Here is a 23,606-nt window from a genome sequence, read left to right as displayed (position 1 = left end):
CAGCGCCGCCAACGGATGGAGAAACCATGACTATTGCTGCCGGTTCCGACACGCAGTCTCCTGTGATGCACGTTGCCGATACCCACGACCTCATCCGGGTGCAGGGTGCGCGCGAAAACAACCTCAAAGACATCAGCATCGAGATCCCCAAGCGGCGGCTTACCGTGTTTACCGGAGTCTCGGGGTCGGGCAAGAGTTCATTGGTTTTCGCCACCATTGCCGCAGAGTCCCAGCGAATGATCAACGAGACCTACAGCGCCTTCGTCCAAGGCTTCATGCCGTCCCTGGCACGTCCGGATGTGGACGTCCTGGAAGGTTTGACGACGGCGATCATCGTCGACCAGGAGCGGATGGGATCCAATCCGCGGTCCACCGTAGGAACTGCCACGGACGCCAACGCCATGTTGCGTATCCTGTTCAGCCGGCTCGGCCACCCCCACATTGGCTCGCCGAATGCCTTTTCGTTCAACGTACCCACAGTGAAGGCAAGCGGAGCCATCACCGTGGACCGTGGTGAGGGCAAGACCAAAACCGAGAAGGCCACCTTCAACCGACTCGGCGGCATGTGTTCGCGCTGCGAAGGAATGGGCTCGGTCAACGACTTCGACCTCACGGCCCTGTACGACGACACAAAGTCCCTCCGTGAAGGCGCCCTGACCGTCCCGGGCTACAGCATGGATGGCTGGTATGGACGCATCTTCAGTGGAACCGGCTACTTCAACATGGACAAGCCGATCGCCAAATTCACCAAGAAGGAACTCCACGACCTCCTCTACCGGGAACCTACCAAGGTCAAAGTAGAGGGCATCAACCTCACGTACGAAGGCATCATCCCCAAAATCCAGAAGTCCATGCTCTCAAAGGACGTCGATGCCCTGCAGCCTCACGTCCGTGCCTTCGTGGAGCGTGCCATCACCTTCACCACCTGCCCGGAATGCGAGGGCACGCGCCTCAGCCCGGAAGCCCGCTCATCGAAGATCGCGGGCAAGAGCATTGCCGATGTGTGCTCCATGCAGATCAGCGACCTTGCCGACTGGATCCGCGGGCTGGACGAACCGTCCGTTGCCCCCCTGTTGAAGGGGCTCCAGCACCTCCTGGATTCCTTTGCCAACATCGGGCTCGGCTACCTCTCCCTGGACCGCCCTGCAGGTACTTTGTCCGGTGGAGAGGCGCAGCGGACCAAGATGATCCGCCACTTGGGTTCATCGCTGACGGATATCACATACGTCTTCGATGAGCCCACCATCGGGCTTCACCCCCACGACATTGAGCGCATGAACCAACTCCTGCTACAGCTCCGGGACAAGGGCAACACGGTGCTCGTGGTTGAGCACAAGCCGGAAACCATTGCGATCGCGGACCATGTGGTGGACCTTGGCCCGGGAGCCGGGGCCGGCGGTGGCACGGTGTGCTTTGAGGGCGACCTTGAGGGGTTGCGGGGGAGCAGCACCATCACCGGCCGCCACCTCGATGACCGCGCGGCGATCAAGGACACCGTCCGTCCGGCGTCGGGCCAGCTGGAAGTCCGCGGGGCTTCGACCAACAACCTCAAGAACGTCGACGTCGATATCCCGCTCGGTGTGCTGTGTGTCCTCACCGGGGTGGCCGGATCGGGAAAGAGCTCGCTCATCCACGGTTCGGTTGCCAAACGCGATGGCGTTCTTGTGATCGACCAGGGCGCTATCCGTGGATCGCGAAGGAGCAACCCGGCAACCTATACAGGTCTCCTGGAGCCGATCCGCAAGGCTTTCGCCAAGGCAAACGGCGTGAAGCCGGCCCTCTTCAGTTCCAATTCCGAGGGTGCCTGCCCAACATGCAACGGAGCGGGAGTCATCTATACGGACTTGGGCGTCATGGCCACCGTTGAATCCACGTGCGAAGAGTGCGAAGGAAAGCGCTTTCAGGCAGCTGTGCTGGAATACAAGCTGGGGGAGCGCAATATTGCAGAAGTGCTTGCAATGTCTGTTGACGACGCCGTGAGGTTCTTCAGCGAGGGAGAGGCCCGCACCCCCGCGGCCCACAAGATCCTGGACAGGCTTTCCGATGTGGGGCTTGGCTACCTGACACTCGGACAGCCCTTGACGACCCTTTCCGGCGGCGAACGGCAGCGCCTTAAACTGGCCACTCAAATGTCCGAGAAGGGCGACATCTACATCCTGGACGAGCCCACCACCGGCTTGCACTTAGCCGATGTCCAGAACCTGCTGGGCATGTTGGATCGCTTGGTCGAGTCCGGGAAATCCGTCATCGTTATCGAACACCACCAAGCAGTCATGGCTCACGCAGACTGGATCATCGACCTCGGGCCAGGAGCAGGTCACGACGGCGGCAGTATCGTTTTCGCCGGGACGCCAGCCGAGCTTGTGGCCGGGAAGGCGACGCTGACCGCCAAGCACCTTGCCGCGTACGTAGGCCCCTGACGGGGCCTGCCGATACCGCTGGGCCAGGAAAATCCTGCTTGTTTGAAAAATATGTAGACCAGTCTATTATGGATGCATGGCAACAAAAGGAAACCTGACAAAGGCACGGCTCGCAGAGTCCATGCTCCAGCTCATTCAGACGAGCGGCTACAGCGGCACGGGCCTGAATGCTGTAATCGATCACGCTGCCGCCCCAAAAGGGTCGATCTACTTCCACTTTCCCGATGGGAAGGAGGGCCTCGGAGTCGCAGCAGTAGAACTTGCCGCGAAGCAGTTTGAGACGCTGATTCTGGAGACCGCAGAGGCAGCGAGCAGTGCGGCAGAGGCAGCCCGCGCAGCGATTGAGGCCTTGGCCACCATCGTCAGCGAGAGCGACTTCCAGCTCGGTTGCCCGGTCTCTGTCGTCACCCTGGAGATGGGCGCGGAGAACGAACGACTCCGGAACGCGTGTGCCACAGCCTTTGAGTCCTGGATCGCCCCGACGGCTGCGCTCCTCGAAGCAAACGGAATTGACGCGAAGGAGGCCCGGTCCCTGGCAACAGTTGTCGTGTCGACGATCGAGGGCGCGGTCATCGTCTCTCGTGCCATGCGAAGCACGCAACCCCTCGCCGCGGCCGCCGACGTCGTGTCAGAGCTCATCAAACAGCGCTGCCAGAGCATCGAGGGTACCCGATGACCCCGCGCGGAGACTCCCGTCACGCCCTTGTCTTCGGGGCCTCCGGACTGGTCGGCCGGCACCTCGTCCTGACCCTTGCCGAGGCTGGTGCGAACGTCACAGCGGCAGTGCGCACCGCTGAATCCGGAGCGCGCGTCGAGCGATGGGCGAGGGAGCATGGCCTGGCCGGGAACATCGCCACAGCGATCGTGGACTTCGATGCTCCCGGGATTCTCGACGGCGGTCCGTCGGCCTTCGCGGACATCACCGAAATTCACAACTGCGCCGGGTCCTACCGATTCGGAATGAGCGCCCACGAAGCACGCAGCACGAACGTTGGCATCGTCGAGAAGCTGATGGACTTCGCCGCGGACCTCCCAAAGCTTCAGCGCGTCGTCCACGTGTCGGGCTACCGCGTCGGCGGGCAGGATCCAAACTCAGTGCCGTGGACAGAGGAATACCGCACCAAGGCCTACAAGGAACTTGGTGCGTACGAAGCGTCCAAGGTGGAATCCGACGCCATTTTCCAAGCCCGGGCCCTTGAACGCGGAATCCCTTGGACTATCGTCAATCCATCGAGTGTGATTGGCGACAGCGTAACGGGGGAGTCCGACCAGCACATCGGGTTGGTTACCACCATCGAACAGATCTGGGACGGCACTGCAACCGCACTGCCCGGAAATGAAGCAACCTTTCTTCCGGTCGTCACAGTCGACTACCTGGCGGCGTTCATGGCGGCAGCGGCGGTCGATCCGGTAGCTGCAGGCAGGGCCTACTGGGTTCTCGACGACGCCACCCCGCCGCTGGCAGACTTGCTCACCCACGTCGGCCGGCATCTAGGTGCGAAAGTCCCGCGCCTTAGGATGCCGACCAGCGTCATCAAGCGACTCCCACAGCGGATTACCAAGGCGGATCCCGAGACGCTCACCTTCCTGTCGGAGGACCGATACCCGACAGAGTCCGCCGTCGAGTTTGCCGAAAAGCACGGAATCCGGATGCCCGACGTTCTGCTTTCCCTTGAGAGGTGGACCGATCACCTGGCCGCTCATCGGTTTGGGGCCTCCACGGCTGAAGGCCGCCGATTCGTGGACGTTGGCGGCCTGCGGACCTTCGAGCTCGGCACGTCAGGTTCGAGCCGGGTCATCCTGCCCGGATTGCCAGTCAACGCAGACACGTGGGCCACAGTAGCCTCAGGCATAGACGGGAGGGTCGTGGACCTGCCCGGACTCGGCCTCAGCAGTGGAACAGGCGTTACGGACTGGGAACAGTGGCTGCCCGCGTTGTTGAGCGGGAAACGGGTAGACCTCATAGGTCATTCCATCGGTGCGGCGGCGGCAGTAGTCGCAGCTGACCGGATGCCGTCACAGGTCAACTCGCTCACGCTGATCGCACCGTTCTTCCTGCAAGCCCCGACGGGAGCAGCGGCAAGACTTCGGCCGCTCGTATCCATGTACTTGCGACACATCGACTCGACACGGCTATCACACCAACTAACAGGTTCCGATGCCAGCGCGGCTGCTCTTGAGTCAAGCGTGAGTGACCTCAAGAGAAGCAAAGGCAAGAGGGTGGCCGAACATCTTGCCCTCGCGGGATCAACGGAGTGGCGCGCCGAACTCCGGGCTGCCCTTGGACGGTTCAACGGCCCGGTCCGCATCATCACAGGAAGCGAGGACCCAGTCGCCGCAGGTGCGGTCGAGCAACTCGGCTCGCTGCCTAATGTTGAGCTCATTTCGGTTCCGGGCGCGGGTCACCATCCTCAACTGACCCATAGCGATGGACTCGTCGCTCATCTCAGAGAATCCGGAGCTTTCCTCAGCAAGGCGCGCTGAGTCAGCCAGAAAACTGCATGGGGTGCCAGTTGGTTTGCCGTCCGCGGTAGCCGCCGACTGGCGCCCCGTGCTAATCGGACCGTCTCAGGTCCGAACCGCGCGCAAGCGTCCCTTTGAATCCACTTCCGGTCGCGCTATAAGAACGCCGATAATCTACATTATGTAAAGTAAAGCTCTGAAGGGGGTCCCCTAACCGCCCACAACCCAGTCCGTGCCGACTTCTCGTTACCAAGGCAAGCCTCGAAGATCCACGACTCCTTCGGACCAGGCCTCGACTGGGCTTGTTCCCGCGCAGATCAAGGCGGGACCGTCGCTTTCCATGACACTCATGGCATCGAGCGGCGAAACATCTCGAATGCGTGAATCGATAAGTTTGAAGCGGCATGACTGATAAAACGGGACGACTTCCGGACGGCACCCCAGCAAACCGAAATCGGCCGGCGCCGAACCACGCCTTCCTGCAGCGCATAGATAACTTTGCGCCCGATACCCCGGCCACGGGACGCTGCACTCGTCAGAACTCCCCCAACGCCCGCGACGACAAGATCCTTCACGCCCACTCCTACAAAGCGACGGGCCGACGCGGCATACCCAATGAGTTTGCTTCCCTCACGGGTGAAACAGTGCAACTCTCCCCGTGGAAAGCCGCAGCCGGCCTTCGCATTCCAGGGACCCCAATCCGCCTCATATTCAGCATCGAAGAGCGCGGACATGTCGGCGTAGTCAGCGGCGGAGAGCTCTGTTGTCCAGCGAAGATCGCAACCCTCTAGCGATCCTTAGCTTCGCACACCCGGATACGTTTACGACATGAGTTCAATATCAACCAGTAAAGTCAATTTACGTCCGTTTTGCAAAAACCCTAAATATCAAATTGATGTGTGGAATAGATGAAAGCCAAAACTTGCCGCGCCCCGCCCGCTGGCGTCACAGTCTGCTGTCCAGCCGAGCGGCGTTAAACGCAAGCAGGGTGGCTATTCCCGCGAGGAAATAGCCACCCTGCCTTTGAAAGGCAGGCCTACTCGGACGCGCTGATACTGGCGCGTCGGCGTGCGACAACCACAGATACGGTACCTGCGGCGAGGACACCGGCACCGACCAGCCCCCACGCAATCAGGCCCGGGTCGCCGGGGACATTGGCCGGGCCTGCTGCTGAACCAGCGTCGGTAACATTGGATACCGCCACAAAACCGGCGCCGCTGCTTCCCTTGCCTTTGCCGTTGTTTCCCTGCCCATGGTTGCCGTTGTTGACAGCGACGCGGGCGGAGCGTGCTATTCCGGATTTTGCGCCCACCGCTGTGATCGTATAGACGCCGGCATCTTCGAAGGTGATGCTCGTGGAGACACTGCCGTTACCGTCTGCGACAGTGCTGAAGTTTGCTGGAGGGTTCCCCCGCGGACCGCCCTTCTTATCAAAAGAGATGACGACACTTTCGCCTGGGATGTAACCGCTGGCGGAGAAGGTGATGGTTTCGCCTCGATCAATGGTGCCGTCCGAAACGTTTCCTTGCTCATTGTCTGGCGCTGGGTAGGTGCTGGCCATGGCGGGGGTAATACCAGCGAACATGACTGTCCCTGCAAGCATCAGTGTTGCAATGGATTTTTTCATTTGTTTTCCTCGCGATGAATTAGAAAACTCGAGTGAATTGACTTCCTAATAAATAAGTTGCCTAAACCCCCATGTCCGGCCAGCCAAACGCTACCACTCTCGGTTCGCAGTCAGCAAGACAGATTCGCAACGGTTACAAAGGGTTAACCAGCCATTTACTTGACAGGCTGATCTCACTTTACCTACGCAGGAAGTATATTTATGACACAAATCAACACTGCCGTGACAAGTCCGTGGGCCTCTGGCAGGTCTCCAAGCTCAGCCGGGTCTCTTGTTCCCAATCATTGCCTCACGCATCCCGCCCAAGGCAGCCAAGGAAACGGTGCAATTCGGGCAACCATTGACGTGGCGTCGGATCGCTTCGCGGCCGGGCATGCTGCCCGAGCTAAGAACAAACCTGCCCAGTTTCTGCATCACCGCTTCGCAGGAATTGTCCATCGCCGGGATCACATGGCTTTGAATATACGCAATTCGCAAGCCTTCCCGTGCCCGCAACAGCAGCGCCGATACAGCGTTTGCCGTCAGTCCCATGACCTTCGAAATCTCCGCCGGTTTCATGTCGTCCACCTCGGTGTACCAGAGCACTGCCTGCCACCGGGACGGCAGCGATCTCAAAGCAGTGATCAAAACTGCAGCCTCCTCGGTACCAAGGCCGGCGCTGTTTTTCGCGGCTTCTTCAATGGGGTGCACATAATGACTCGGCGGGGCCCCGCGGCGGGCCTGCAGGTTGCGACGATGTGCCATCCTCCTGACAGTTGTCAATAGGTAGGCTCCGAACGACTGCTTCGGTCCCCCGCCGTTTCCCAGGGCCTGGAAGATGACCGCGAACGCGTCGCTCACAATGTCCTCTGCATCAGAAGAATTGTCAGCCTCTTTTTGGGCAACGCGGAGGGCGAGAGAACTGTGTCTCGTGTAAAGGACGCCGTACGCGGCCGCGTGTCCGCTTCGCACCATAGATACCAGGTCGTCGTCCGAAGGATCATGTGGTTGCGGACCCCGCCCACTCCCCCGCGGTGCATCACGCTTCTTGGTAGGCAGGGCTCCCGAGGGGTCTTTTGCGGCATACGGCTGGAAGTACGGCAGTGCAGGAGCAGACATCGCTTCTCTTCCGGTCCGGGTGATCAAGGCGGACCTAGAATTTAGGCAGCCATCACCGGACTTCACCGAAAATGCAGGGATTTGAAGAGAATCGAGCGTCCAATGCAGGAATTCGACCTCAGTGGCCGCGACCTGAGGCTTTTGCATGCCCTTCAGGTTCGTCCGCGGGCGCCATGGGCGACCCTCGCACCTGTAGTCGGGGCCGACGCCGTCACTCTTGCCCGGCGGTGGAATGTACTCCAGGAAACCGGCCTGGCATGGATCGCGGCCTATCAGGGACAGGGGGCAAAGTATGCAACGGCAATCATGGAGATTGAATGCACGCCGGCCAGCATCCGCGGCGTCATCGAGGAACTCGCCAGCGGAGAGGAGGTGGCTTCCATTGATCAAACTGCCGGAGGCCGTGACCTCATGGTCACGCTGTTTTGCCGCACCGAAGCGGAACTGGCCAACTTCGTTGTGGACAAGCTCCCGTTAGTTCCCGGAATCACCCGATCACGCACGCATCGTGTGACCGGACTGCTGACAGACGCGCAACGCTGGAGGCTGCGGTCTCTGCAGGAGAAGGAGACTCGCCAGCTGGAAGCCCAAGTCCCCCAACCCACGGCCGCACGCGGGGTCTCTGCAGAGATGGAAGCGGGTGTTTCTGTAGTCCTTCGCGCCAATCCCCGCGCGCCCTTGACTGAGATCTCTGGGATGTTGGGCGTCAACGCGGCCCGCGCCAAGAGCGCATTGGCCTCTATCCTGGCGGAGAAACGTCTGGTCCTCCGGTTGGAACTTGCGCGCCCCTATACCCCTTGGCCTGTGGCAGTTTGGTACTTCCTGCGAGTTCCAGCGACCAAAGTGGAAGCCGTTGGCGGAAAGCTGGTGGGCTTGGAGGAGGTCCGGTTGGTAGTCACTACGGGAGGCCTGTACTCCATACTCATGGTTGTGTGGTTGCGTCGAGTGGAAGATATGACGCTATTGGAGCGGCAATTGGGCGAGCGGCTACCCTTCGCCGACATTGTGGATCGCTGCATTGTGCTGCGCACGCCCAAGCACATGGGCAAGATGCTCCGCCCTGATGGGCGAAGAATCGTATAGTTTCCCCACAGCTACTTCGGCAGCGGTTGGTGGCGAAGGTACGACCTCCGGAACTGTCCGGTGCCAGCCGTTAGGGCCCGCAGTTCGACGGCGTACCGCAGCAGCTCCTGGTCCGGCACCTCGGCGTAGATCTCAGTCCCCACGCCTTCGACGGCATTCGTGCCGTTCACCCGCCCCCTCCGTCCGGAGAGGTCGCTCATGACGGCGCCCACGTATTCGTCGGGGACGCTGATCACCACGGAGGAGACCGGCTCAAGGAGCTGGATTTGAGCAGCGGCGGCAGCTTCCCGAAGTGCCAGGGCTCCCGCTGCCTGGAAAGCGGCATCCGATGAGTCCACGCTGTGGGTCTTACCGCCCACCAAGGTTACTTTAATGTCCACCACTGGGAACCCCGCAGATACGCCCTTGAGCATTTGGGCACGGACTCCCTTTTCCACGGACGTGACAAACGTTGCCGGAATTGCGCCGCCAACAATCCTGTCCGTGAACACGAACCCTTCTCCGCGTGCCAGCGGCTCCACCTCGATGTCACAGATGGCGAACTGGCCGTGGCCACCAGACTGTTTGACGTGGCGCCCGTGTCCTGTGGCCTTACCGGCAAAGGTCTCCCTCAGGGGAGTGACGATGTCCACCGTCTGAAGCTTGACGCCCTGGTTTCGCAGCCGGTCCATGATCACTTCGGCATGCGCCTCCCCCATGCACCACAGGATGAGCTGATGCGTGTCGGGGTTGCGTTCCAGCCTGAGCGTCGGATCAGCAGCCGCCACCTTTCCAATACTCTTGGCCAGCGCGTCTTCGTCACTGCGTGAGGCACCCTCGACGGCGATCGGCATCAGGGGTTCGGGCATGTTCCAGGTTTCGATCAGGAGGGGGGCCTCGCGGTCGGAGACGGTATCGCCAGTCTCGGCGCTGGCGAGCTTGCTGATGGCGCAAATGTCACCAGCGATGCATTGCGGTATGGCCTTGAGGCTGGAGCCCACCGGGGAATAGAGATGGGTCACGCGTTCGTCGGCGTCATGGTCCTCGTGTCCCCTGTCAGCCAGTCCCCTGCCACCGATGTGGATGGACGAATCTTCGCGCAGGGTTCCTGAGAAGACCCTGACCAAGCACACCCGGCCAAGGAAGGGATCCACGGTGGTCCGCACGACTTCGCCTGCAAGAGGACCCGCTGGGTCGCAGTGCAAAGGCTTCAGGGATGAGCCATCGAGGGCCATCGCCGCTGGTGCCGTCCGCTCAAGGGGTGAGGGCAGGGCATCAGTCAGCAGCGCCATCAGTTCGGGCAGGCCCAGGCCTGTTTCGGACGATGTTGGCATGACAGGAAAGAAACTGCCACGCGCCACTGCTGTTTCCAGGTCCTTGACGAGATCGACCAGAGGCAGCTCTTCGCCACCCAGATACCGGTCCATGAGCGTTTCATCTTCGCTTTCGGCGATGATTCCCTCCACCAAAGGCTCCCTTGCCGCTGCAACGTCGGCGTCCGCCGTCATGCCCTCCACTCCGCCGTGGAGGACACCGATGAGTCCAGCATTGCCCAACGCTGGAAGATACAGCGGGAGGACGGATTCGCCGAAGGCCTGCCGGCAGCGCCCGACGGCGGCGCTGAAGTCGGCGCGGGGATGGTCCAGTTTGTTGACGACGACGGCGCGGGGCAGCCGGATCTTTTCGCACTCGCCCCATAGTGCCACCGTGGCACCATCAATCCCCTCCACTGCGGACACAACGAAAAGGGCCGCGTCGGCGGCCCTCAAACCAGCTCGCAATTCGCCGGTGAAGTCGGTGTAGCCCGGGGTGTCGATCAGGTTGACCTTGATGTCACCAACAAGTATCGGGGCCACTGACAGGGTGACCGACCTCTGTTGATGGATGGCCGAGGGATCAGAGTCGCTGACGGTGTTGCCCTCGCTGATGGAACCCATCCTGCTGATGGCTCCTGTCGCTGCGAGCAGTGACTCCACGAGCATCGATTTGCCGGAACCTGAATGCCCGACCAAAGCCACGTTGCGGATTTTGGCGGGGTCGTGGGCCATCAAAGCCACACCGTTGTCGCTGCGTCTGGTCTCGTAGGCGGTGGGACCCGCCCCTTTTGCCGCTTCGCGCGTGGCCTTTGCAGACATGGACGCCTCCTGGTGTCTCCCGGCACGGAGTCCGAACGCTCGTGGGTTCAAACCCGCAAATCCGAATCTTAAAGAGGATTGGACACCCTGAGGTGACCACAGGGCAAGTGCCTGCAGGCACCAAACCCAAGCCCGCGCCGTCGTACGTCCTCAAAGCCTTTAGGCCCCAGGGCTGAGGGCCGGCCAGGACTAGACGGAGAGCATGCCCCACAGCAGCCAGGCTGATGCCACTGCGCAGGCGGCAATGACCACCGTGAATCCCGAGAGCCACACGAACGCCGGCACACCGGTGGTCCGGCCAAGGATAAAAGCGTCGGATGCCGCGAGCCGTTCACGGCGCTTTGCATGGACGCCTGCGAGCTTGAGGAGGTCGCGCACCCCGCCCACTGACAGGGCGACCCCAAGGGCCAGCACCACGTAACTGACGGTTGTGGGAGTGGCGAAAAGGATCAGGACCTGTGCCACTACCGCACTTGCCGCAGCCACCAGTATTCCCGTGAGGTTCCTCAGGAAAGCCAGGGAGACCAGCAGGATCAAGGCCCCCACCGACATGGCAGCACCGGAACGCCCGGTACTGACTGCCGCGATCAGGCACAATCCCACCACTGCCGGGGCGGGATAACCCCAGAATCCTGACCACGCGGCACCGAAGGCACTCCTGCCGCTGCTGACGAGCCGCCCGGAATGGTCAAGGCCGATCCTGAGACCGTGGACGAACCTGCCCGTCATCAGTGCTGCATAGGCGTGGCCCAGCTCGTGGACGAACGTCACGTACAGGCCGAACCAACGCCAGGTGGCCCGGGGGATGCTAAGGATTACGGCACAGGCGAGGATGCCAAGCAGGACCGGCAGCGGCACCGCCGTGGTGTGGCTCTCGGTGAAGCCGCGGACAACGGCATCCCACCACGTTTGCAGAAGGCTCACAGAACTGTGGTCCGAAGCCGGGCGTGGAGGCCCGCGATGAGGATTTCCAGGCCGAATTCGAAGGCCGCTTCACCGCGCTCGTCAGCAGGTCCCCCATGCGCCAAGGCACTGGTGAGGGCGGGAAAGCCATGCGACGGCGGGGCCCAGACAACGTCCGGGGCTGCCAGGTCCAGGGCGAAGCCCAAGGCAAAGCTGTCGATGGTCGAAATCGCGGACAGCACATCCCGGCCCCGGAAGCCGGCGGCTTCCAGTGCCACAGCCAGGTTCTCGTAGAGGGCGAGGACCTGGTGGTCCTGCACGGTCTGGAGTACCAGGAGGGGCGCGAGCCGGGGGTGGCGGGCAAAGGCGTCCCTGTAGCTGCGCACAAGCGTCCGAAGTGCCGCCTCCCAATCCTGGTGGTCGCCTAGTTCGTACGGGCTCTCTGAGATGATGCGGCCCCGCATGAGTTCGAGGATCTCTTCGCGTCCACTGACGTGGTTATAGATGGAAGATTGGCTGACGCCGATCCGTTTGGCCAGTTTGGGCAGGCTGAAGTCCCCTGCTTCGTCCACCAATTCCAGGGCGGCGGTGACGAGTGCGTCGATGGATATCAGCGGGACCAGCGGGCGTGCCATGTAAATTGCTCCATTCAAGGTTGATGTTACGACTCTAGCCAGAAGTTACGGGTCAGGTATTGTGCCGCGGGTCACAAGGCTTTACGATAAACGAAAGCCTTTCGCTTATCTCGCACCTCCCCCAAACCAAATCCCCCCACACTCCCATAGGATCCCCATGTCTGACCTAGAAACCCGGCCTCCAACAGCAGAGGCCGGAAACGGGCTTAAACGGAACGCCATCGGCACCGGCGGCATCGCCTTCCTCGTGATTTCCGCAGCAGCCCCCCTCACCGTCATGGCCGGCGTAGCCCCGGTAGCCATAGGAATCGGGGGCATAGGCGCCCCCATGGGCTACGTCATCGCGGGCGCAGTGCTTCTGGTATTTGCTATCGCCTTCATGGCCATGACCAAGCACGTCAAAGCCGCTGGCGGCTTTTACACCTACATCACACTGGCCATGGGCAAGACGGTGGGGCTTGCCTCGGCCATCCTGGCGGTCGTGTCATACAACTGCCTGCAAATCGGCGTCTATGGGCTCTTCGCGGTGCAGACACAAGCCATGCTGAGGACCCTCTTCGGCCTGGACGTTTCCTGGCCGGTTGTCGCCTTGGTCGCCATCGCAGCCGTCTGGTTCCTCGGATACCGCGGCATCGACGTCGGTGCCAAGGTCCTGGGCGTCCTGCTGATCGCGGAAACAGCAATCCTCGCCATCATGGGCGTCGGAATCCTGGCCCACGGCGGCGCCGAGGGCATCAGCTTCGACTCCTTCTCCCCGGAGCACGCCTTCACGCCAGGCGTCCTGGCCATCCTCGCCATTTGCTTCGCGGCCTTCATGGGCTTCGAATCAACAGTCCTTTACCGGCGTGAAGCCAGGGACCCGGACAAGTCGGTCCCCCGGGCTACGTACATTGCCGTTGGATTCATGTCCGTGTTCTACGCCTTCATTGTGTGGACCGTCATCCAGGCCTTCGGCAACGGAAACGTGGTGGCCGCCGCCGGCGAGCTTGCCGACGGGATGTTCTTCGCCACCATCAACCAGTACGTCGGCCCTTGGGCCGAGGTAGTCATGTACCTGCTGATCGTCACCAGCGTTTATGCCTCGCAACTGGCCTTCCATAACGCCATCAACCGGTACGTCTACATGCTTGCCAAAGACGGCATCCTTCCAGCCTTCCTGGGCAAGACGCACCCCAAGTACAAGTCGCCGCACCGCGCCGGGCAGATCCAGACCGTCCTGGCCGCCGTCGTCATCCTGATATGCGCCATTGCCAATGCTGATCCGTACAAACACCTGCTGATCTGGGTCAACACGCCAGGCATTGTCGGAATCGTGGCCTTGCAGGGCCTCGTTTCGGTGGCTGCGTTCATGTACCTCCGACGGAATGCCGCCGCCGTGACGAACCGGCTGCTCGTTCCGTTGAGCGTCGCCTCTGCCGTCCTGTTGTTCGGCGTGGTGGCCCTGATCGCCATCAACATTGAACTCCTCACCTTCGCCGATGCCCTCACCAACACCATCCTCCTTGCCGTTACGCCCATCGTTTTCCTTGCAGGCCTGCTGATCGCCCGCCGCCTGCGGACCGCCCGCCCCGACATCTTCGCCCGGATTGGAAGCTTCGAAACCCATGACTCCTGAACTCATCGTCCTCGCCGACACCATCCACACAATGGACGGGTACCGGCACCACGAGCCCGTCCAGGCGATCGCCGTCAGCGGCGGCACGGTGTCCGCCGTCGGAAGCCGCGCGGACGCTGCGGGCTGGCGCCAGGCGGGCACCCATGTGGTGGACCTCGGCAACGCGACGCTGACGCCGGGCTTGGTCGACTGCCACATCCATCCCGTCTTTGGCCTGGACCTCACCATTGGCGTGGACCTTTCCGGCGCGGCCACGCTGGACGAAGTCCGGTCGCTCCTCAGCGCGCAGGCAGCCCGCGACGACGACTGGTTGCGTGGCTGGGGCCTGAATCCGAACGCCTTTGGCACAGTACCGTTGCACCGCAGCATCCTGGACGAGGTCAGCGGCGGCAAACCGGCGCTGGTCCGGTTGTTCGACGGACACTCCGCAGTGGCCAACAGCCGCGCATTGGACCTCGCCGGCGTCCGCGGCAGGTATGACTTCGAGCAAGCCTCGGAAGTTGTGTGTGACGCCGACGGAGTTCCTACAGGGCTGTTGCTTGAAGCCGCAGCCATGGAACTGGTTCAACGCCATATTCCCCAGGAGTCGTTCGAGCGACGGAAGGAAAGGTTGGCTGGGCTCCTCCGGGATTTCGCGAGATCAGGACTCACCGGTGGCCACATCATGGATCACAGCGAAGAATCCTCAGCGCTCTTCCACGCGCTGGAGGCCGACGGCGACTTGCCACTGAGGCTGCGTGCCGCGCCATGGTGCATGCCCGGCACCGGAGAAGATGACTGGAAAGAACTTGCCCGGAGCATGGGCACGGGAGGACGCCGCTGGTCCGTCGAAGCCATCAAGCTTTTTGTGGACGGCACGGTGGACAACGGAACGGCCTGGCTTTACGAACCTGACCTGTACGGGGAATCCACGGCACCCTTTTGGCCTCGGCCCGAGGAATACTCAACTGCCGTCCGCTACTTTGCATCCCGGGGAATACCGACGGCCACCCACGCCATTGGCGACGCCGGAGTGAGCCATGTACTGGAAGCCTTGGAGTGGCTGCGCACTGTCGTACCAGCCGACGTCCTTCACCGGACGGTCCACAGGATTGAGCATATTGAGACAGTGCCGGACGACCTCGTAGCGCGCTTCAAGGATGCGGGCGTTGTGGCGAGCATGCAACCGACCCATTGCACGCACTACTCGCTGGCGGACCACAGCGACAACTGGTCCACCAGGCTGGGTTCGGAGCGGGCCGACAGGGCGTGGCGATGCCGGGATCTTCGTGAAGCCGGGGTTGTCCTGGGAATTGGATCTGATTGGCCGATCGCACCGTTCCAGCCCTTGCCGATCATGGCAGATGCGCGGTTGCGGCGACGTTCGGGCCACCCCGAACAGGAACCGATCGCCCCCGGGCAAGCCCTCACGGCCCTTCAAGCGTTGGAAGGCTACACCTCACATGCGGCCAAAGCTGCGGGGCTCTGGGATGTTTCGGGGTCGATCTCCGTGGGCAAGCGGGCTGACTTCACGGCCTTCGAACTCGACCCGCTCACGGCCGCACCGGATGAATTCGCTGCCAGCTGCGTTTTGGGCACGTTCGTGGACGGGGAGATGCAATTCATGTTGGACCGGCTGTCCTAGCCGCACCGGCCTACAGCCGGTTCTTGGTCCTGGCAGTCGCCGGCGCTGTCCACGGGTCTTCGGGCCAGGGATGCTTGGGGTAACGGCCCCGCATCTCTGCCCGGACCTGGGCGTAGGGCCCGGACCAAAAAGAGGTGAGGTCGTCGGTGACAGCCAGGGGCCGCCCTGCTGGGGACAACAAGTGGAAGAGCACCGGAACCTTGCCGTCCACAAGTCTGGGCGTGCTCTCCAGGCCAAAGCATTCCTGCAGCTTGACCGCCACAACGGGACGGCCGCCGTCGTCATCGACGCCTGGATAGTCCAGGCGAATCGACGAACCGCTGGGAACCTTCAGGCGGTCCGGAACGAGGACATCCAAACGGCTGGCCTCTGGCCAGGGAAGCAGCCGGCGCAAGGGTTCGCCGAGGTCAATCGCGGAGGCCGTTGCGCCAGTGGCCATGGCCTCCATCTCCGGCGCCAGCCACTCTTCCAGCCTTGCCAGCAAGCCGGCCTCCGTGACGTCGGGCCACGGCGAGCCGAGCTCGCGGTGCAGCAACGCCAGCCGCCGACGCAAAGAATCGGCGGCAGTTGACCAGGTGAGCACGGACAAGCCGTTTTTCGCCAGGGCAGCGGCCACCGCTTGGCGTCCGGACTCGATGCTGGCCCGAACCGGAGTGGAGGAAAGCAGAATCGCACCCAGCCTCCGCTCCAGCCGGGCAGTCACGCGACCTTGATTGAACGTTGCGTGCACCTTCCGGGTCAGCAGGTGGGGAGCCGCAGCTTCCGCCAGTTCTGCCGAGAGCGGCGCAGCCGAGCGAATGACCGCTCCCGTGCCGGCAGCGTCGCGGCCTTGCGCGCGCGACACCTCAGCAACCGCCAGCCAGTCATGGCCGGACAGTGGACTTCCCGCTGGCAGCCCCGCCCGCGTACCCGAGGTGAGCAAATAGCTTGCCGGGCCATCGCCCGGAACCCGTCTGGCCATTCTGTCCGGGAACGCCAGCGCCACTACGAACCCAGGCGCCTCGCCCGGCGCGAGCCGATGAGCGTTCGGGACAGGCTCGACGGCGGACGCCTCGTTCCGGGCGATGGAGTCCATCCGCTTCACGTCCTCAGCGAAACGCCGGGCCGCGGGATCCGATCCGGAACGCAAATAAGCCAGCAGTTTGGTGAGGTCCGCCCCGGGTGCCCGCTGGTCGCCAGCTACGAGCGCCACCGTCTCAGCTGCGGCGCGGCGGCCAACAACTGCTGAGCCGTCCAGCAGGGCCCGGGCCAAGCGCGGATCGGAGGGAATGCGTGCCAAGGTCTTACCCAGGGCTGTGGCTGTTCCGTCCTCTGAGACAGCACCGAGTTCCTTCAGAACCTCCATGGCATCGTTCATTGCCGCCAGGGGCGGGGCATCCGGCAGGGCCAGCCCCCGGCCACCGGGCGCGCCCCAACAGGCAAGAAGCAAAGCAGCACCGGTCAGGTCCGTGGCGAGGATCTCCGGGGTTTGGTGGGCCGGTGCCGCGGCAAGTGCGCGTTGGTCGTAACACCGGACCACGGTTCCCGGGCCCTGCCGCGCCGCACGGCCGGCACGCTGTTCGGCGGAGGCACGGGAACACGAAACGGTGACCAGTCCGGACATGCCGCGGGCCGCATCGCGACGCGGTTCCCGGGACAGTCCAGAGTCTATGACCAACCGTACTCCCGGAACGGTGAGTGACGATTCGGCCAAGGATGTGGACACGATGATGCGTGGCGCGCCTCCCGGCCCGCGCCCGGAGATTGCCCGATCCTGGGCTTCGGGAGGAACCTGGCCGTGCAACTCAAGAACTTCGATATTTCCTGGCAACTCCGCCCGGAGGCGGGAGGCGACGTCGGACACCTCGCGGACGCCCGGAAGGAAGACCAAAGCATCCGCTTCAGGGGTCGTGGCCAGGACTTTAGCGTGGGCGGCCGCTGCGGTCCGGGCAACGTGGTCCAGGAAGCTGCGGGCCACTCCCCGCTCATCCAGGCGGCTTTGCCCGCCTGGACGCCACAGGACCTCCAAGGGGTGCAGGGCGGAAGGACAGTCGACGACGGGAGCCGGGCCGCCGTCGTCGTGCGCATCTCCCAGCAGCGCAGCGAAACGTTGCGCATCGACAGTGGCCGACATGGCCACGATGGTGAGGTCCCCGCGGAGCTCACGGACCTCGGCGAGCATGCCCAGCAAAAGATCGGATTCGAGGCCACGCTCATGGACCTCGTCCAGGACAACGGCGTGGATGCCCTCAAGGCCTGGATCGGTGAGGAGCCGCCTCACGAGGATCCCAGGCGTGACGAACTCCACCGTTGTACCTTCGCTGGTTCTGCTTTCGCCCCGGACGGTAAAGCCGACCCTGCCGCCCAAGCGGGTTCCGTCCAAGGAACCGAGCCGGCGTGCAGCCGAGCGGGCAGCGACACGCCGCGGTTGCGTCACGACGACACGTGGTTGGGCGGATTGCCGCTGTTCGACCAGATTCGCCAGCAGCGGGGGCACCAAAGTGGTCTTCCCGGTACCGGGCGGTGCCTGGACGACTACCGCGCCGCCGTCGCCCTGCTGTGTCAACGACTCGGCGAGGTTCCCGATGGAGTCGGCGAAGACCAGTCCCTTGCCGATAGTGTCCAGTCTGAAAGTCACCAACCCATTGTCGCTGTTTTTTGGCAGCGTTCCGGCAGCCGAAAGGCCGCGCCCCCTGGAGGGCGCGGCCCCTGCACTGGCTGGTCCTAACCGATGGTGGAGGCGTCGATGACGAATCGGTAGCGGACGTCCGAGGCGAGAACGCGCTCATAAGCGTCATTGATCTTGCTTGCCGGAATGAGCTCGATCTCCGCACCAAGGCCGTGCTCGGCACAGAAGTCCAGCATTTCCTGCGTTTCGCGGATACCACCAATTGCGGAACCGGCGAAGCGGCGACGGCCGCCTATGAGGGCGAAGGCGTTCACCGGCAGTGGCTCGGCCGGTGCGCCGACGTTGACGAGCGTTCCGTCCAGTGCCAGCAACTGAAGGTAGGCGCTGATGTCGATGGATGCACTGACCGTGTTGATGATCAGGTCAAATGTGCCGGCAAGCTGTTCAAAGGTGGCGGGGTCGCTGGTCGCGAAGTAGTGGTCCGCGCCGAGCTTAAGGCCGTCCTCCATCTTTTTCAGGGACTGCGACAGGACCGTCACTTCGGCGCCCATGGCGTGGGCGATCTTGACGCCCATGTGGCCCAGGCCGCCCAAGCCTATGATGGCGACCTTCTTGCCCGGACCCGCACCCCAGTGATGCAGCGGGGAAAACGTCGTGATGCCGGCGCAAAGCAGCGGAGCAGCAACGTCCAGGTCCAATCCTTCCGGGATGGTCACCACGAAGTCTTCGTTCACGACCACATTGCTTGAGTAGCCGCCCTGGGTGATGGTGCCGTCGCGGTCAACCGAGCCGTAGGTACCCACGTTGCCATTGAGGCAGTACTGTTCCTCCCCGGCAAGGCAGTTCCTGCATTCCTTGCAGGAGTTCACCATGCAGCCAACACCGACACGATCGCCGACCTTGTGCTTGGTGACTTCGGAGCCAACCTCCGTGACGATGCCGGCGATTTCGTGGCCCGGTACCAGGGGATACTGTTGGGGGCCCCAGTCGCCGCGAACGGTATGGATATCCGAGTGGCAGATGCCCGCGAACTTGATATCGATATGGACGTCGTTCGGCCCAACCTCACGGCGTTCAATGGTGGTCAGGGTCAGGTCGCCCGTGGCCGAAGGTGAAGCAAATGCGGAAGCGGTAGGCATGTTTCTCCTGCGTATCTGTCTTTAGTGGATGTTTCCATCTAACACTCTTTGGCTGAACGTAAGGAGTCACTGCTGTTAGGGGTAATGACAGACCCTCCCTTGGGGCGTGTATACCTGTCAGGTGGTTTTCGGTTTGGGTGCTGGCGCTTGCGGGCAACGCGCTACAGGCCGAGGCGGCGGGCCGGGGCTTTGCCGGCGACGGCCCGGATGCGGGCGACGGCCCGGATGCGGGCGACGGCGGCGGGTCGGGGGTTTTGCGGCGTGGTTCTTTGTGGCCCGGTTGTTTAGGGCCTCCACGGCTCCAGTCAGGAGGCGCTGAGCTGGTTTCGATGAGTTTTCCACATAGCTCGATGTGGGGCTAACGGGTGTGGGTTGGTGGTGACAGGCTTTTTGTATGGAAATGAAGGGGCAGGTACTCACGCGGCAGGCTGGTTTCTCTGACGCGTCCGCCCGGTCTGAACCTCCGGCAGGCCAGTTCCGGCCCGCTGGACCACCTGCCACTGTGTCCTTGCCCGGGCATGACAGCCAAGCCCTCCATAACGAGGGCAGCGGGTCCGGGTCTGATTCCGGTGGTGCTGTCCTGGGACTGAGGCAAGCACTCAGTGAAGGTTCCGTCTTCGAGGCGGGTTCCGTAACTGAGGTGGGTGCCGTCTTTGAGGTGGGCACCGTATCTGAGGTGGGTTCCTTTCTTGATGATGCTTTTGAAGCCTTGACCGGGTTGCGGGATTCGGCCGCGGGGGATGCCCGGTTGTTCGGGTTCGCGGAGGCCGCGGATTTCGCCGGCAGGGTCGAGGAGATTTCCCGGTGCGTGGAATACATCCAGATCGTCGCGGCCCAAGCTGTGGAACGGACCCGGAGTGAGGCGCAGGCGCGACAATCCAGGCCGTCCAGACCGTCCAGTGCCCAGGAATGGCGAACAGGATGGACCGAACCCGCAGCACAGGGAGCCGGCCCTACCCCGGACACTCGAACTGCTGCAGGTGAAGGAGGCAGCGCCGGTGCCGGTGACGGTGGCAGCGTGTTGGATGATGGGTACCGGAACGCGGCGGAGTTCCTTCGGGCCCGGTTGCGGATCGGTATCGGTGAAGCCCGGCGCCGGCTCGCTCTCGCCCCCGTCCTGCTCACCAGCACTGGAACCACCGGGCAGGACATCCCCGCACGACGCGAAGAACTCGCCACCGCAGTCCACACCGGGCAAGTCTCGTCCCGCTCCGCGACGATCATCAGCACTGCCCTGGACAAAGCCCAACACTTCACCGACCAGGACACCCTCGCCGGCATGGAACACGCCCTGACCACCACCGCCGCGCAGTCCGACCCCGACTTCCTCGCCACCATGGCCCGACGCTGGACCGACTACATCGACCACGACGGCCCCGAACCCACCGAAGAAGCCCTCCGCCACGTCCAAGGCGCGTTCCTCCGCCGCCGACGCCGCCACGGACTGCACCACCTGGAAATCTTCGCCACCACCGAACAATACGAAATCCTCGCCACCGCCATGAACGTCGCCACCAACCCCCGCCTCACCACCACCCCAGGCACCAGCACCGCCGACACCAACAGCACCCCGGGGCCGGAGCTGGACCGACGCTGCCGGGCCCAGAAACTCCTCGACGGCCTCGTCGGCGCCTGCACCCTGGCCATGACCACCGGGAAACTACCCACCAACGGCGGACTCCGACCCCAACTCACCATCACCATCGCCCACCACGAACTCTTCCAACAACTCACCCGTACCAGCGCCACAGAACCCAACACCACGAACCAGCCAAGCCCCCGCAAGACCCCCAGCACCAGCACCGGCGCGGGTACCAGCACCGGCACCGGCGCGGGTACCAGCACCGGGACAGCGACGTTCACCGGCCCCATGCACCCGAACACCATCCGGAAAATAGCCTGCGACGCCGAGATCCTGCCCGTCCTGCTCGGCACCGATTCCCAAATACTCGACATCGGCCGCAGCACCCGGATCTTCCCACCCCACATCCGCAAAGCCCTCACCGCCCGCGACGGCGGCTGCGCCTTCCCCGACTGCACCATGCCCGCACCCTGGTGCGAAGCCCACCACATCACCTACTGGACACACGGCGGCACCACAGGCACAGAGAACGGCGTCCTGCTCTGCTCACACCACCACCACCTCATCCACAAAGAACAATGGAAAATCCGCGTCCAAACCGGCGCCCCCTGGTTCACACCCCCACCCCACATCGACCCCCACCAAACACCACGCCGCAACCACCACCACACACCACTCAGAACATAGAAAAAGCCATGCCGGACCAAAGATGGCACCGCGACGACAGCTCATCCAGCTTTTGGCACCACGCCAAATGGCCGATTCCTGTGCGGGGTGCAAGCCCAGCCCTAGCAAACCCATCCCAAGCTGCCCCACAGCGCATCTGAAGGCAAAGAAATAGGATCCCCTGGATGGTTCCAGGGGATCCTTGGCGCCGAGAGTGGCGGCTGGGCAGTGGGCTTTATCGGCCCCCTCCTCCAATAACCCCTGCTTCAACGGCCTTGGTCACGGCATCGGCTTCTGCCTGAGTGAGTTTTCCGTCCGTGACGGCCTTGTCCAGCCGGGTCTTCAGGGCGGCGGCGCGCTCTGCTTTACCTTCGGAACGGATCTCTTCCAAAGCGGTGGTGACCTTGGCCTCGTCAACGCCGAGTGAAGACGCGAGAGACTTGGCCAATGCGGCCTCGCGCTCGGCCGGGTCGGGCTTGCTTCCCTGCGTTCCTTCAGCCGGCGGCGTGGTCGGCTTGTTGGCCTGGCGGAAAGCCTTCAGGGCGTCCGCGACCTTGGTCTCGTCTACCCCCAGCTTCGTGGCCAGTTCCTGCGCGATTTTTCCACCGTCCCGCTCGTGGCCATGCCCCCCAGGCTTTCCAGCATGGTCCGAGGGGGTGGTGGTCGCATCAGCGGAGGATGTCGTGCTAGGTGTTGGCGTGGTAGCTGCTGTTGCAATGCTGGTCACACCCAGTCCGGCGCCCAGGGCCAGCGCTCCGGCTGCGACCCCGAGGGTAATTCTCTTTGTTCTCGACATGTACCTCTCCTCAAATCCGTTGATACGGCTGTTGTCTGAGGGACGGTCCAATGGCCGTCCTCTTAACACGATGAGGCCCCAACCCCAGACCATCCTGTCCGAAACCTATGACCTGGCTGTGAATGCAGCTTTGGACGGCAAGCAGGGAGCGATGTCAGCCCACCCGGTCCAAGGCGTCCAGAAGCCTTTTGACGGAACCGCCCAGGTTCCATTCGGTGGCGAGCTGCTCCAACCCGGAACGGGCATCGCCGCGAACGGGAACAAGTTCCGCGCCCGCTTCCTCCAAGGTGGGCACCTTCAGGTCCCGGACAACATTGACGACGGCGGGGGCGACCTTGAGATAGTCCGCCGCACCTGACAGTTTGGCGCGGATTGAAGCCGACAATCCGCCGTCGGGGTCCTCTGCCGCTTCAAGCAAACCCTCCAGCGATCCATGCTCGCCCAACAGGCCGGCAGCGGTTTTTTCGCCGATTCCCGCCACCCCGGGCAGGCCGTCGGAAGCGTCGCCGCGGAGGGTGGCGAAGTCGGCGTACTGCTGCGGCAGAACCCTGTATTTGCCGACCACTACTGCCTCGGTGACCGTTTCCAGGTTCTTCATTCCGCGGGCCGTGTAGATAACCCTGATGGCACGCTGGTCGTCGACCAACTGGAAGAGGTCCCGGTCGCCGGTCACGACATCCGTTGGGTACGGGGCCAGGCTGGCGTACGTACCCACCACGTCGTCCGCTTCATACCCGTCTACGCCCACCACCGCTATCCCGGCGAGATCCAGCACTTTGCGGATCAGGGGTATCTGCGCCTCGAGCGTGTCCGGTACTTCTTCGACGTCGGGAGCGTCAGGAATGATTTCCGCTACGCGGTGCGCTTTGTAGCTCGGGATCAGGTCGACGCGCCATTGCGGACGCCAGTCGTTGTCCCAGCAGGCGACCACGTGCGTGGCCTCGTAATCGGTGACGAGACGGGCGATCATGTCCATCAGGCCCCGTACTGCGTTGACCGGGGTTCCGTCCGAACGCCGGATGGAATCCGGGACACCGTAGAAGGCGCGGAAGTAAAGGGAGGCTGTATCCAGGAGCATCAGTCGAGGCATACCTGATCCTGACATGTCCGGGGTGAAATCCACAGGAAGCACGGTGGGTTCAGGCGCGGCAGGGCCGATGACTTGAACCCCAGTGTGAGCCGCATTACGATGTAACGAGCGATAATAGAACAGCGTGTTCTATTATCGAACAA

General features: G+C 62.9%; 17 protein-coding genes. 7 read left to right on the top strand and 10 right to left on the bottom strand.

The features are described from left to right. Positions 1-26 precede the first annotated feature (26 nt). The 3 genes from AB0N72_RS02075 (at position 27) to AB0N72_RS02065 (ending at position 4,904) form a co-directional block, all read left to right on the top strand. A complete protein-coding gene (locus AB0N72_RS02075) occupies positions 27-2,420 on the top strand; it encodes an excinuclease ABC subunit UvrA (protein ID WP_363932065.1) in 2,394 nt (797 codons plus the stop codon). 76 nt (positions 2,421-2,496) lie between these two features. Then, on the top strand, positions 2,497-3,096 hold the full coding sequence (locus AB0N72_RS02070; RefSeq protein WP_363932066.1) for a TetR/AcrR family transcriptional regulator: 600 nt from the start codon (positions 2,497-2,499) through the stop codon (positions 3,094-3,096). Then, positions 3,093-4,904, top strand: a complete 1,812-nt coding sequence (locus AB0N72_RS02065; RefSeq protein ID WP_363932067.1) for an alpha/beta fold hydrolase — start codon at positions 3,093-3,095, stop codon at positions 4,902-4,904. The genes AB0N72_RS02070 and AB0N72_RS02065 overlap by 4 nt, the downstream gene beginning before the upstream one ends. Positions 4,905-5,230: 326 nt before the next feature. Here AB0N72_RS02065 and AB0N72_RS02060 read toward each other — a convergent pair whose 3' ends face one another. The 3 genes from AB0N72_RS02060 to AB0N72_RS02050 all read right to left on the bottom strand — a co-directional run bounded on the left by AB0N72_RS02060 (position 5,231) and on the right by AB0N72_RS02050 (position 7,464). Beyond that, complete coding sequence (locus AB0N72_RS02060) at positions 5,231-5,617, bottom strand: GNAT family N-acetyltransferase (protein WP_363932069.1); 387 nt, start codon at positions 5,615-5,617, stop codon at positions 5,231-5,233. A 302-nt stretch (positions 5,618-5,919) separates the two neighbouring features. Then, positions 5,920-6,510, bottom strand: a complete 591-nt coding sequence (locus AB0N72_RS02055; protein WP_363932070.1) for an immunoglobulin domain-containing protein — start codon at positions 6,508-6,510, stop codon at positions 5,920-5,922. Positions 6,511-6,768: 258 nt separating this feature from the next. Next, positions 6,769-7,464, bottom strand: coding sequence for a sigma-70 family RNA polymerase sigma factor (locus AB0N72_RS02050; protein ID WP_364081178.1), 696 nt, complete (start codon positions 7,462-7,464; stop codon positions 6,769-6,771). Between the two features lie 246 nt (positions 7,465-7,710). Here AB0N72_RS02050 and AB0N72_RS02045 point away from each other — a divergent pair, with 246 nt between their 5' ends. After that, positions 7,711-8,691, top strand: a complete 981-nt coding sequence (locus tag AB0N72_RS02045; protein WP_363932072.1) for an Lrp/AsnC family transcriptional regulator — start codon at positions 7,711-7,713, stop codon at positions 8,689-8,691. An 11-nt stretch (positions 8,692-8,702) separates the two neighbouring features. Here AB0N72_RS02045 and AB0N72_RS02040 read toward each other — a convergent pair whose 3' ends face one another. From AB0N72_RS02040 to AB0N72_RS02030, 3 genes are all read right to left on the bottom strand, one after another. After that, positions 8,703-10,805 carry an elongation factor G-like protein EF-G2 gene (locus tag AB0N72_RS02040; RefSeq protein ID WP_363932074.1) on the bottom strand — a complete coding sequence of 701 codons (2,103 nt, stop codon included), beginning with the start codon at positions 10,803-10,805 and terminating at the stop codon, positions 8,703-8,705. Positions 10,806-10,994: 189 nt separating this feature from the next. Next, positions 10,995-11,729, bottom strand: coding sequence for a M50 family metallopeptidase (locus tag AB0N72_RS02035; protein WP_363932075.1), 735 nt, complete (start codon positions 11,727-11,729; stop codon positions 10,995-10,997). Next, on the bottom strand, positions 11,726-12,343 hold the full coding sequence (locus AB0N72_RS02030; RefSeq protein ID WP_363932077.1) for a TetR/AcrR family transcriptional regulator C-terminal domain-containing protein: 618 nt from the start codon (positions 12,341-12,343) through the stop codon (positions 11,726-11,728). The genes AB0N72_RS02035 and AB0N72_RS02030 overlap by 4 nt, the downstream gene beginning before the upstream one ends. Positions 12,344-12,500: 157 nt before the next feature. On the opposite strand from AB0N72_RS02030, the gene AB0N72_RS02025 reads away from it, so the two are divergent. Continuing rightward, the gene (locus tag AB0N72_RS02025) at positions 12,501-13,958 is read left to right on the top strand and encodes an APC family permease (protein WP_363932078.1); all 1,458 of its coding nucleotides are present in this window, start codon (positions 12,501-12,503) and stop codon (positions 13,956-13,958) included. Next, complete coding sequence (locus AB0N72_RS02020) at positions 13,948-15,582, top strand: amidohydrolase (protein WP_363932080.1); 1,635 nt, start codon at positions 13,948-13,950, stop codon at positions 15,580-15,582. The genes AB0N72_RS02025 and AB0N72_RS02020 overlap by 11 nt, the downstream gene beginning before the upstream one ends. Before the next feature lie 10 nt (positions 15,583-15,592). Here AB0N72_RS02020 and hrpB read toward each other — a convergent pair whose 3' ends face one another. Together hrpB and AB0N72_RS02010 are read right to left on the bottom strand one after the other, a co-directional pair. Next, positions 15,593-18,199 carry an ATP-dependent helicase HrpB gene (gene hrpB, locus AB0N72_RS02015; protein WP_363932081.1) on the bottom strand — a complete coding sequence of 869 codons (2,607 nt, stop codon included), beginning with the start codon at positions 18,197-18,199 and terminating at the stop codon, positions 15,593-15,595. A gap of 86 nt (positions 18,200-18,285) precedes the next feature. Next, positions 18,286-19,329, bottom strand: a complete 1,044-nt coding sequence (locus AB0N72_RS02010; RefSeq protein WP_363932083.1) for an NAD(P)-dependent alcohol dehydrogenase — start codon at positions 19,327-19,329, stop codon at positions 18,286-18,288. A gap of 394 nt (positions 19,330-19,723) precedes the next feature. On the opposite strand from AB0N72_RS02010, the gene AB0N72_RS02005 reads away from it, so the two are divergent. After that, positions 19,724-21,598: a DUF222 domain-containing protein gene (locus AB0N72_RS02005; protein ID WP_364081161.1), complete on the top strand. Its 1,875-nt coding sequence runs from the start codon at positions 19,724-19,726 to the stop codon at positions 21,596-21,598. A 214-nt stretch (positions 21,599-21,812) separates the two neighbouring features. On the opposite strand, the gene AB0N72_RS02000 is transcribed toward AB0N72_RS02005, so the two are convergent. Together AB0N72_RS02000 and AB0N72_RS01995 are read right to left on the bottom strand one after the other, a co-directional pair. After that, entirely contained in the window at positions 21,813-22,373 is a 561-nt protein-coding gene (locus tag AB0N72_RS02000) for a hypothetical protein (protein ID WP_363931639.1), read from the bottom strand. A 154-nt stretch (positions 22,374-22,527) separates the two neighbouring features. Further along, the gene (locus tag AB0N72_RS01995) at positions 22,528-23,463 is read right to left on the bottom strand and encodes a 5'-3' exonuclease (protein WP_363931637.1); all 936 of its coding nucleotides are present in this window, start codon (positions 23,461-23,463) and stop codon (positions 22,528-22,530) included. Between the last annotated feature and the right edge of the window lie 143 nt (positions 23,464-23,606).

The organism is Paenarthrobacter sp. NPDC089307 (assembly GCF_040685055.1).
GTDB lineage: Bacteria > Actinomycetota > Actinomycetes > Actinomycetales > Micrococcaceae > Arthrobacter.
This window is presented reverse-complemented; position numbering and strand designations above follow the sequence as displayed.